The organism is Kitasatospora nipponensis, assembly GCF_039528135.1.
Lineage (GTDB): Bacteria > Actinomycetota > Actinomycetes > Streptomycetales > Streptomycetaceae > Kitasatospora > Kitasatospora nipponensis.
This window is the reverse complement of the sequence record NZ_BAAALF010000232.1, coordinates 1-11,093: the sequence shown is the minus strand read 5'-3', so window position 1 is coordinate 11,093 and position 11,093 is coordinate 1. Positions and strand designations below refer to the sequence as shown.

General features: G+C 75.1%; 8 protein-coding genes and 1 pseudogene. 6 read left to right on the top strand and 3 right to left on the bottom strand.

The genetic code is table 11. The annotated features are described in order from the left end of the window. Positions 1-169: 169 nt before the first annotated feature. From ABD323_RS36150 to ABD323_RS36140, 3 genes are all read left to right on the top strand, one after another. Entirely contained in the window at positions 170-553 is a 384-nt protein-coding gene (locus ABD323_RS36150) for a bleomycin resistance protein (protein WP_344446329.1), read from the top strand. Positions 554-960: 407 nt separating this feature from the next. Then, positions 961-1,509, top strand: a complete 549-nt coding sequence (locus ABD323_RS36145) for a DUF6193 family natural product biosynthesis protein (protein ID WP_344446328.1) — start codon at positions 961-963, stop codon at positions 1,507-1,509. Positions 1,510-2,129: 620 nt separating this feature from the next. After that, positions 2,130-3,383, top strand: coding sequence for a serine hydrolase domain-containing protein (locus tag ABD323_RS36140; protein WP_344446327.1), 1,254 nt, complete (start codon positions 2,130-2,132; stop codon positions 3,381-3,383). 34 nt (positions 3,384-3,417) lie between these two features. Here ABD323_RS36140 and ABD323_RS36135 read toward each other — a convergent pair whose 3' ends face one another. Beyond that, positions 3,418-4,509, bottom strand: a complete 1,092-nt coding sequence (locus tag ABD323_RS36135; RefSeq protein WP_425556281.1) for a LacI family DNA-binding transcriptional regulator — start codon at positions 4,507-4,509, stop codon at positions 3,418-3,420. A gap of 112 nt (positions 4,510-4,621) precedes the next feature. Here ABD323_RS36135 and ABD323_RS36130 point away from each other — a divergent pair, with 112 nt between their 5' ends. The 3 genes from ABD323_RS36130 (at position 4,622) to ABD323_RS36120 (ending at position 9,710) form a co-directional block, all read left to right on the top strand. After that, positions 4,622-5,881 (top strand): glycoside hydrolase 5 family protein, encoded by a 1,260-nt coding sequence (locus tag ABD323_RS36130; protein WP_344446326.1) that lies wholly within the window; start codon positions 4,622-4,624, stop codon positions 5,879-5,881. Positions 5,882-5,987: 106 nt separating this feature from the next. Then, positions 5,988-9,053 (top strand): alpha-mannosidase, encoded by a 3,066-nt coding sequence (locus ABD323_RS36125; protein WP_344446325.1) that lies wholly within the window; start codon positions 5,988-5,990, stop codon positions 9,051-9,053. 54 nt (positions 9,054-9,107) lie between these two features. Next, entirely contained in the window at positions 9,108-9,710 is a 603-nt protein-coding gene (locus tag ABD323_RS36120; protein ID WP_344446324.1) for a YncE family protein, read from the top strand. Here ABD323_RS36120 and ABD323_RS36115 read toward each other — a convergent pair. After that, a complete protein-coding gene (locus ABD323_RS36115) occupies positions 9,689-10,642 on the bottom strand; it encodes an ROK family protein (protein ID WP_344446323.1) in 954 nt (317 codons plus the stop codon). The genes ABD323_RS36120 and ABD323_RS36115 overlap by 22 nt on opposite strands. 20 nt (positions 10,643-10,662) lie before the next feature. Further along, a pseudogene (locus tag ABD323_RS36110) lies at positions 10,663-11,093 on the bottom strand (DUF7158 domain-containing protein); the annotation flags it as partial.

The window sequence follows — 11,093 nt, the reverse complement described above, 5'->3', positions numbered from 1 at the left end:
ACGACCTCTACACCTACCGCGGCGCCGAAGAAGGCCCCACCACCAAGTAACCCCCCGCAACAGCTGTGGGCGGGCCCGGCACACCACCGGACCCGCCCACAGCCGTGTCTGTCGGTGCGGGCTGTCACGATGGCGGGGCCGACCGCCGCCGAACCGAGAGGTGCATCCGATGGACCGGCCCACCGCACGCCTGACCGGATTCGCCCCGATCTTCCCCGTCCGGGACCTCGACCGGGCGCTGGCCCACTACGCGTCCCTCGGCTTCGAGGTGCACGCCCACCCGTCCGGCGGGTACGGTTTCGCCGACCGCGGCGAGGTCGGACTGCACCTGACGCACGAGCCGGACCACGACCCCGCCGTCGGTGCCGCTGCCGCATACCTCTACGTGGACGACGCCGACGCCCTGGCCGCCGAGTGGAGCGCCCCCGGCATCGGCGGACGGACCGTCCCACCGGTCGACACGGACTACCGGCTCCGTGAGGGCGCGCGCCTCGACCCCGACAACAACCTCATCCGCTTCGGCTCACCGCTGCCCGCCACCACCACGCCGTGACGCCCCCGGGCGCCCGTCGACCGCTCGGACGACGGCCGCCCGAGCACCGACCCGGATCCGCCGCCCGGCGCGCCTTGAGCCGGCTTCCCCCGACGCGGCGGACGTGCACGACGAGCGCATCGTCGCCACCGAGTTCGAGGACTGGCTGCGCGAGCGCGACCGCCGCCACTGAGGCGGCCCGGTCGCCCTGCGGCCGTCGCATTCCCCTGGACCGGCACCGGGCGGGGTGACTCGGGCAGACTGGGGTGATGAACTTCGGGGCGGGGCAGGGCGAGGATGGTTGGGGCGACGGAGACCTCCGGGCCGCGTTGGGAGGTACGGCCGGGGAACTCGGGCTCGCCCTGGGCGAGTCGGACGAGAAGGGGGGTCGCCTCGCGGCGTACGTCGACGCGGGGAGCCGTCGGCGCGTGACGGTGTACCCACCCGGCGAGCGGCGGCGGACCTTCCAGGTGAACCTCCAGGACACCGGCACGCGCCTGGCCTGTGGGTGGACCACGGAGCTGGCCGAGGTGGCCCGGGCGACGGCGGCCTGGACGGGCGGCGCGGGGCTCGAGGAGACCCGGGCGCGCGCCTCGTTCGTCCAGTTCAGGCCCTGGGCCCTCGCCCACGAGCAAGAGCCCTTCGGGGCCGTCGAGTTGACGTGGCGGGCCAAGCTCGACCGCATCCACATGCCGCCGTACGACCGGCACCCGCGCGCCCACGCGCTGCTGGCGGCGGCGTACGCCCAGCCGGTGCTGCGCCGGCTGATGCCGGTCAACAGCCACTTCAACCTCTGGTTCTCCACCAGTGTCGAGGAGTTCTGGAAGGCCCGTGTCGGATACGTCATCTGCCCCGACGACGAGGGCCTCTACGGGGTGAGGAACCGCGGCGAGCTCATCGCCCGCACCGGGACACCCGAGGAAGCCGTCGCCCTCCTGGTGGCCGCCCTTCCCGAGGGGCTCGGCCCGGCGGGCTGAGGCGACGGGCGCAGAGACCCGCGGGGCTGCTCGCGGGGGCCCAGGGGGCGGCACCGGACGTCGGACGGGCCGACTTCCCGCGCCGAGAACGAGTTCCGTCACCCTCGCCCTGACCGGGCACGGCGAACAGCGCCACTGTGGTCGACCGCGATCCGGGCCACGAACCCCGCCGCCCCCGCGCTCGGCCGCACCAGGTCCAGTCGGTGTCGCACGAACAGCCCAACCGCCTCCGCCGCCCGGGTGGGCACCCCTCCCCCGCCCCACGAAGCACCTCGCTCCACACCTCCTCGCGGAAGACCGGCCCCCACGGCCGCGCCTGCGGCACGGACGGCAGGGCGAGGTCCGCCCACAGGGCCTCCCAGGAGCTGACACCCAGATCCCGCAACGGCTCGTACCAGGGGCCGGCCCGCCAGCACCCGCGTGCCGAGTCGAACACCCCCTGCACCGCCGTCGGCCCGCCGTCGAGGCCGAGCGACAGCAGGGTCCGAGCCACCGCCTCCCGCGCGGCCTCCGGGCATCGCGGGAGACCCGGGGCCCGGCCGGCCCCCTGTCGGGACGGTAGGACGTACCCGGTCGACCACTAAGCTCGGTGAGGCCGCCGTACCTCCGGGAGGACTGACGTGACCACCGCCGCACCGCAGAGCACCCCGCCGCCGCAGGAGCCGACACGGCACGATCCGCCGCGGGGCGCCGCGCAGGGGCGGGTGCAGGAGATCCTCGACGAGGTCACCGCCTGCGGTGAGGAGACCGGCGTGCAGGTCGCGGCCTACCTCGACGGCGAGTTGGTGGTCGACGCCTGGGCGGGCGTCGCGGACCTGGCGAGCGGGAGGCCGCTGGACGGCGAGACGCTGATGCCGTCCTGGTCGACCGGCAAGGGGGTGGCCGCGGCCCTGGTCGCCGTCCTGGTGGAGCGGGAGGTCCTCGACTACGACGCCCCACTCGCCGACTCCTGGCCGGAGTTCGGCTGTCAGGGCAAGCAGCGCATCACGCTCGGGCAGGTCCTGTCGCACTCCGCGGGTCTGCCCCAACTCCCCGCCGGCTGCACACCGGAGCAGTTGCTCGACCTGCCGGCGCTGACCGCCTGGCTCGCCGCGCAGCCGCCGCGCTGGGAGCCGGGCAGCAGCAGCGGGTACCACGGCTGGACGTACGGGGTGCTGCTCGCCGAGCTGCTGCGCCGGGCCACCGGGCGCGACTGCGCGCAGCTGCTGCGCGAGGAGGTCGCCGGACCGCTCGGGGTCGCCGACTCACTGCTCTTCGCGGTCCCCGACCGGCTGCTGCCGCGCCTGGCCACCTGTTACGACGGGGGCTGGGCGGCCCGGCTGCAGGGGATGCCGGACGGTTCGCCGTTCTTCGACTTCGCGCCGCGGCCGGTGCTGCCGGTGGCGGAGTTGGCCAACCGGGCCGACTTCCGGCGCACGGCGCTGCCGGCCAACGGCACGATGACCGCCCGCGCCGCCGCCCGGATGTACGCGGCCCTGGTCGGCGACGGCCCGCGCACCGGCGGCGACCCTGGCGGCGATGGACCGGGCGGCGACGGACCGAGCGGCGACGGACCGAGCGGCGGCCGGCTGGTCTCCGAGGCGACCGTTCGCATCGCGACCACCCCGCGCACCACCGGCCGCGACCGACTGCTGGGCATCCCGCTCGCCAAGGGCTACGGCTTCATGCTCAGCGGCGGGGCGGGCTCACCGGTGCGCTCGCCCGACGGCGGCTTCGGCACCAGCGGCTCGGGCGGCAGCACGGCCTGCGCCGACCCGGCGCGCCGGTTCTCCTTCGCGCTGACCAAGAACCGGATGTCGGTGAACCGCCTGGACGAGCGGTTGGTCACCGAGGTCCGCGCCGCCCTGGGTCTCACCACCACCGAGCCCGCCTGACGCTCCGGGCCCCCGCCCTGCGCCTGAGTGCCCGTCAGCCCCCGGGCGGCGGGGCCGCGGACGTGCTCTCCCGGACGATCAGCCGGGGAGCCTCGAACTGCACCAGCCCCGGCGTGCCGGTGTCGAGCAGTCCGGTCAGCTGCTCGGCGGCGGTGCGGCCGAGCGCGACGGCGTCCCGGGCGAGCGCGGTGAGCGGCGGCTGGGCCATCCGGCAGAGCACCGAGTCCTCCCAGGCGACGACCGAGAGCCCTCGCCCCACCGTCAGCGAACGCTCGGTGGCGACCGCCGCGCCGGCCGCCGCCAGGACGTCGCTGTCGTAGACGATCGCGGTGGGCGGCTGCGGGCCGTCCAGCAGGCGGCGGGTGGCCGCCGCTCCCTCGGCCTCCGAGTAGTCGGTGGTCAGCGAGTGCGCGCCGGGCAGGCCGAGCCGGTCGGCCTCGGTGCGCAGCGAGTGGATCCGGCGCTGGGTGTGGGCGAGTTCGGGCAGCCCGGCGACGTGGGCGATGCGGCGGTGGCCGAGCCGGTAGAGGTAGTCGACCACCAGCGCCATCGCGGCCGAATCGTCGACCCACAGGTGGGCGACGGTGGGGGCGCTGCCCTGGTGTCCGGGCCGTCCGCCGATCACCACCGTCGGCATGGCGAGCGAGTCGAGCAGGTCGAGGCGCGGGTCCTCGGTCCGCGGGTCGACCAGCAGCACGCCGTCCACCCGGTGCTCCGCCCACCACCGCCGGTAGGTCGCGCACTCGGCCGGCAGGTCCTCCACCACCTGGAAGAGCAGGCCGAGTTGACGCTGCGCCAGGACCTGCTGGATACCCGCGACCAGTTGCAGGAAGAACGACTCCATGCCCAGCGCGCGGGCCGGGCGGGCCAGCACCAGACCGACCGTCGCGGTGCCCTCGCCGGAGAGCGAGCGGGCGGCCGTACTGGCCTGCCAGCCGAGCTCCTCCGCCACCCGGCGGACCCGTTCGCGGGTGGCCTCGGAGACCCCGGGGCGGCCGTTGAGCGCGAACGAGACGGCGCTCTCGGAGACACCGGCCTGCCGGGCGATGTCCTTCATGGTCGACCGGCGCACCGGGGTCAGGCGGGCCGGCCGCTGGGGCGGGCCGCCGGGGGGCGGGCTGGTCATCGGGCTCCATTCGAACGGTCCGGCGCTACCGGCGATCACTCTACTCAAGCGCTTGACCCGGCATCGCGCGGATGCTTGACCGGGCACAGCTCAAGCGCTTTAGTTAGGTCGCATGACGGCTTCCCGCGCACCCCGCTTCGGCGTCAACTACACGCCCACGCGCGGCTGGTTCCACCACTGGCTGGACTTCGACCTCGACGAGGTCCGGGCCGACCTGGACTCGGTGGCCGACCTCGGCATGGACCACGTCCGGGTCTTCCCGCTGTGGCCGGTCTTCCAGCCCAACCGCACGCTGATCCGGACACGGGCGGTCGAACAGCTGGTGCAGCTGGTGGACGCGGCCCGCGAGCGCGGCCTGGACGTCGCCGTGGACGGCCTGCAGGGGCATCTCTCCAGCTTCGACTTCCAGCCCGCCTGGACGCTCAGCTGGCACCGCCGCAACCTCTTCACCGATCCGGACGTCACCACCGCCCAGGCCCGACTGCTGCAGACGCTGGCCCGGGCCCTGGCGGAGCGCCCCAACTTCCTGGGGATGACCGTCGGCAACGAGATCAACCAGTTCTCCGGCGCACCGCACCCCGACCCGGACCTGATCGCCCCCGCGCAGGCCGAGGAGTGGCTGCGCCGGATGCTGCGCGCCTGCGAGGAGGGCGCCCCCGGACGCCTGCACCTGCACGCCGAGTACGACGCCGCCTGGTACCAGGACGGTCACCCCTTCACCCCCGCCCAGGCCGCCCGGCTGGGCGCGGTGACCGCCGTGCACTCCTGGGTCTTCAACGGCACGGCGCAGCGGTACGGCGCCACCGGCACCGCCACCACCCACCACGCGGCCTACCTGATCGAGCTCTCCAAGGCCTGGGCCCGCGACCCGCACCGGCCGGTCTGGCTGCAGGAGGTCGGCGCGCCCGCCCCCTGCGTGCCGGCCGAGGGGGCCGCCGACTTCGCCACCGCCACCGTGGCGGGCGCGCTGGACTGCGAGGACGTCTGGGGCGTCACCTGGTGGTGCTCGCACGACGTCGACCGCGCGCTGGCGGACTTCCCGGACCTGGAGTACTCGCTGGGCCTGCTCACCAACGACCGCCGCCCCAAGCCCGCCGGCCGCGCGATCGCCCGGGCGATCGAGCAGTACCGCGACAAGCCGCCCGCCCCCGCCCCGCGCCACACCGCCCTGGTGCTCGACGCGGGTCCGGACGAGGACGGCGGGCCGCAGCGCGCGGCCTGCGCGCCGGGCGGAGCGTTCTTCGAGGCGTTCGCGCGGCTGACCGCCGACGGCGCCCGGCCCGCCGTGGTGCTCGCCCGGCAGGCGCAGGACCGGGCCCAGCTGGCCGCGCGGGGGATCACCGAGCTGGTCGCGGTGCGCGACGTCCACTGAGGTCCGTCAGGGCGCCCCCCGGCGCCACGCCACCGCACCACTGCACCGCACCGCACGAGCGCACCACACCGCACCGCACCGTCAGCAGAGAGGGAGTCTCCCGACCATGCACGACGACCGCCTCCTGATCGAGGGCCGCCTGCGGCGCGTCCTCGACGAACGCGTCCGCCCCGCCGTCCACCCGCACGCGGTCCCGTTGGAGGTGGCCGTCTGGCACGCGCCCGGCGAGCCGGTCCCGGTCGCCGAGGGCCTCGCCGCCGCCTACTCCCCCGTCCGGGTGGGCGAGTCCTGGGGTGCGCCGTGGGGCACCAGCTGGTTCCGGGTCAGCGGCACGGTCCCCGCCGCGTGGGCGGGCCGCACCGTCGAGGCACTGCTCGACCTGGGGTTCGACGAGAACATGCCGGGCTTCCAGTGCGAGGGCCTGGTCTACCGCCCGGACGGCACGCCGGTGAAGGGCCTCAACCCGCGCAACCAGTGGGTGCGCATCGGTGCGCCGGTGGCCGGCGGCGAGTCGGTGCTGCTGCACGTGGAGGCCGCCTCCAACCCGGTGATCCTGGACTACCACCCCTTCCGGCCCACCGAGTTGGGCGAGCTGGCGACCGCGGGCAGCGAGCCGCAGTACCGGCTGGCCCGGATGGACCTGGCCGTCTTCGACACCTGTGTCTGGGAGTTGGTGCAGGACCTGGAGGTGCTCGGTGAGCTGATGGCCGAGCTGGACGTGGCGAGCGCCCGGCGCTGGGAACTGCTGCGCGCCGTCGAGCGGGCCCTGGACGCGCTCGACCTCCAGGACGTCAACGCCACCGCGCCCGCCGCCCGTGAGCTGTTGCGCGAGGTGCTGGCCGCGCCCGCCCACCCCTCGGCGCACCGGATCAGCGCGGTCGGGCACGCGCACATCGACTCGGCCTGGCTCTGGCCGCTGCGCGAGACCGTGCGCAAGGTGGCCCGCACCACCGCCAACATGACCGCCCTGCTGGACGACGAGCCGCAGTTCGTCTTCGCCATGTCGCAGGCGCAGCAGTACGCCTGGATCAAGGAGCACCGGCCCGAGGTCTACGCGAAGGTGAAGCAGGCCGTCGCCGAGGGCCGCTTCGTGCCGGCCGGCGGCATGTGGGTGGAGTCCGACACCAACATGCCGGGCTCGGAGGCGATGGCCCGTCAGTTCGTGCACGGGAAGCGGTTCTTCCTCGACGAGTTCGGCATCGAGAACGAGGAGGCCTGGCTGCCGGACACCTTCGGCTTCGCCGCCGGGCTGCCGCAGATCATCCGGGCGGGCGGCTCCAAGTGGCTGCTGACCCAGAAGATCTCCTGGAGTCAGACCAACTCCTTCCCGCACCACACCTTCTGGTGGGAGGGCATCGACGGGACCAGGATCTTCACCCACTTCCCGCCGGTCGACACCTACAACTGCTGCATGCAGGGCAAGGAGATCGCCCACGCCGCGCGGAACTTCCGCGACAAGGGGGTGGCCAGCCACTCGCTGGCGCCGACCGGTTGGGGCGACGGCGGGGGCGGCACCACCCGCGAGATGGTGGCCAAGGCGGCCCGGCTGCGCTCACTGGAGGGCTCGGCGACCGTGCGCTGGGAGGCGCCGGCCGCGTTCTTCGCCCGGGCGGCCGCCGAGTACCCGAACGCACCGGTCTGGGTCGGCGAGTTGTACCTGGAACTGCACCGGGGCACGCTCACCAGCCAGGCTCGCACCAAGCAGGGCAACCGGCGCAGCGAACACCTGCTGCGGGAGGCCGAGCTGTGGGCGGCCACCGCCGCGGTGCTGGTCGAACTCCCCTATCCGTACCAGGAGTTGGACCGGATCTGGAAGACCGTGCTGCTGCACCAGTTCCACGACATCCTGCCCGGCTCCTCGATCGCCTGGGTGCACCGCGAGGCCGAACAGACCTACGCGGCGGTGGCGACGGAGCTGGAGGCGCTGATCACCACCGCCCAGCGGGCGCTGGCCGGTGGCGGCGGCGAGGGGGACGGCGGTGCGGACGGCGACACCGTGCTGGTCTTCAACGCGGCCCCGGACGAGCGCGCCGGCGTCGCGGCGCACGTCGCCGCCGTGCCGCGGGCACCCGAGGGGCGCAGCGCGGTGCGCCCGCGCGCCGAGGGCGGGTTCGTGCTGGAGAACGGCCTGCTGCGGGTGGCGATCGACGGCCGCGGCCTGGTCGTCTCGGTCTACGACCTGACCGCCGAGCGCGAGACGCTGGCACCGGGCGCGGCGGCCAACCTGCTGCAACTGCACCCGGACTTCCCCAACATGTGGGACGCCTGGGACGTCGACCGGTTCTACCGCAACTCGGTCACCGACCTGACGGAGGCGGACGAGGTGGTGGTGGCGGTCGAGCACCCGCAGGCGGTGACCGTACGGGTGAGTCGCTCGTTCGGGCGCTCGCGGGCCGTCCACCTGCTCACCCTGGCGGCCGGCGTGCGGCGCCTGGACATCGAGACCGGGGTGGACTGGCAGGAGACCGAGAAGTTCCTCAAGGTCGCCTTCCCGCTGGACGTGCACGCCGAACGGTACAGCGCGGAGACCCAGTTCGGTCACGTCCACCGCCCCACCCACACCAACACCAGTTGGGAGGCGGCCAAGTTCGAGGCGTGCAACCACCGGTTCGTGCGGGTGGCCGAGCCGGGCTGGGGCGTGGCCCTGGTGAACGACTCCACCTACGGGCACGACGTGACGCGCACGGTCCGGGCCGACGACCGCGGGACCACCACCACGGTCCGGCTCTCGCTGCTGCGCGCGCCGCGCTTCCCCGACCCGCGCACCGACCAGGGCCTGCACCGGTTCCGCTACGCGCTGGTGCCCGGCGCCTCGGTGGGCGACGCGGTCCGCGAGGGCTACCGGATCAACCTGCCCGAACGCAGGGTGGTCGGCACCGTGGCCGTCGCCCCGCTGGTGAGCGTCGCGGACGACGCCGTGGTGGTCAGCGCGGTCAAGCTGGCCGACGACGCGAGCGGCGACGTGGTGGTGCGCCTGTACGAGGCGCACGGCGGCCGGGCCCGGACCCGCCTGACCACCGCCTTCCCGCTGGCCGGGGCGGTCGCCTGCGACCTGTTGGAGCGCCGGCTGATCGGGGCCGAGGTCGACCTGACGCCGCGGTCGGACGGGGTGGAGCTGCGGCTGCGGCCCTTCCAGCTCGTCACCCTGCGGCTGGCCCGCGACCCGGGCTGACCGGCCCGCCGAGCGCCACCGGGCGGCGTCCGTCCGGGGCGCCCCGGCCGCGCGGTGGCCGATCCCAGAGCGGACCGACCGTCACCTTCCGGCAACAAGGAGGCGCCGTTCGTCTCGGTGCTCGACCTGGAGCGCGGCGAGCTCGTCGACCGGATCGAGGTGCCGGGCAGCGAGGGGCTCGCCGTCTCCCCCGACGGACGGCAGCTGGTGGTCGCCGCCCCGAAGGTGGACTTCGGTCGCCCGCTCAAGGCCGCCCCCGGCCTGCGGGTGATCGACACCGCCACCGGGCGGGTCGAGCGGACGCTGCCCGTCGGCGGCCCGGTCTTCCCCGTGCACACCACCACCAAGGGCCTGATCCTCGCCGGCGAGCTGCGGATGGACACCTCCGAGCACTCCGCTCTCGGCGCCCAACTGCCGGGAACACTCAGCGTCTTCGATCCGCACGGCTACGAGCTGCTGGGCCGGGTCGAGGTCGGCCGGTTCCCGCTCACCATCACCTCCTCGCCCGACGGCGAGCGGGCCTACGTGGCGAACGTCTCCTCCTCGACGGTCACCGTGGTCGACCTGAACCGGCTGGAGGCGGTGGCCGAGCTGACCGTCGCCCGGACCGGCGAACCGGGCGCCCACGGGCTGGCCTACCTGCCGGCCGCCCGCTGACCGACGACGGTCCGACCCGCCACCACCCGCGGCTCCAGCACCAGCGCGGCGCTGCCGCCCAGGCTGGCCCGCAGCCCCAACCGTGAGGTGTGCACGGGCAGATCACGCAGGAAGTCCAGCCCGGCGAGCCTGCCCAGCCACAGGCGCAGGGGACCGAGCAGGATCTCACCCGCCTGCGACACCCCGCCGCCGATCACGACCGTGAGCCGGTCGGTCAGCGCCGCCGTCGAGACGATGACCGCCGCGATCGCCCGCGCGGCCCGGTCGAAGGCGGCCAGCGCGACCGGGTCCAGGGCGGCGGCGTCCGCCGCCAACCGGGCCGCGTCCGCGCCCGGTTCACCCGGCCGCCAGCCCTGCGAGCGGGCCCAGCGCACCAGGTTGGGCCCGCTCGCGTACATCTCCACGCAGCCGGTGCCGCCGCAGACGCAGACCTCACCGCCGGCCTCGACCACCATGTGCCCGACATGCCCGGCGTTGCCGGTCGCCCCGCGCAGCACCGTGCCGTCCAGCACCAGTCCGCCACCGACGCCGGTGGAGACGATCATCGCGAGCAGCGCCCGGTCGCCGTGCCCGCCCAGCCAGTGCTCGCCGAGCGCGAAGCACTGCCCGTCGCCGGCCAGCCGGACCGGCCCCTCCAGGCCCGCGGCCAGCCGCTCGGCCAGCCGGCCGACGAGCGCGAACGCCCGCCAGGCCGGGATGTTGAGCGGACTGACGGTACCGGCCAGCACGTCGAGCGGACCGGCCGAGCCGACCCCGACGCCGCCGATGCGCTGCTCACCGCGGGTGCGCAGCGCCAGCTCGACCAGCGCCCCGAACACCGCCTCCGGGTCGCCGGAGCGCGGTGTGGGCACCTGCCGCTGGGTCAGGAACGCACCGGTGGGGTCGACCAGCGCCGCGGCGAGCTTGGTCCCGCCGATGTCCAGCGCGAGCACGGGTCCAACGGCCCGGGCACTCAATGGCGGTGGGTGTTGTCGGGCTGACGGGGGTCGCCGGGGTGCTCGAAGCCGGGCACCTCGACGACCTTCTCGGCGCGGCGCAGCCCCAGCCAGCCGAGGAACGCCGAGCTCCCGCCGGGCCCCGGTCCCGACACCGGCACCGACCCGCGACCGGGCGGTGCGGGCGGCTCGACGGCGTCGACGTACAGCAGGTGCCAGCCGATCGCGGTGGCGACCGGGCCGATCCGGTCACCGGCGGCGGCGCCGGCCAGTGCCAGGGCGAGCGCGCCGGGCAGGTCGGCGGCGAGCAGCAGGCCCATCGACCTCGGCTCGGCGCGGCGCGCGGCCTCGGCGGTCGGCGCGCAGGCGTGCCGCAGGCGGTAGCGCGGCTCGCGTCCGACCGCGCCGGCGCCCGCGCCCCCGGCAGCGGCCGCGGCAGGGGGGCGAG

Bases quoted from the DNA above. Each gene is read 5' to 3' on its own strand.
- ABD323_RS36135 (WP_425556281.1), bottom strand. From the start codon at position 4,509: ATGACCAGCCCGCCCCCCGGCGGCCCGCCCCAGCGGCCGGCCCGCCTG.
- ABD323_RS36130 (WP_344446326.1), top strand. From the start codon at position 4,622: ATGACGGCTTCCCGCGCACCCCGCTTCGGCGTCAACTACACGCCCACG.
- ABD323_RS36150 (WP_344446329.1), top strand. From the start codon at position 170: ATGGACCGGCCCACCGCACGCCTGACCGGATTCGCCCCGATCTTCCCC.
- ABD323_RS36125 (WP_344446325.1), top strand. From the start codon at position 5,988: ATGCACGACGACCGCCTCCTGATCGAGGGCCGCCTGCGGCGCGTCCTC.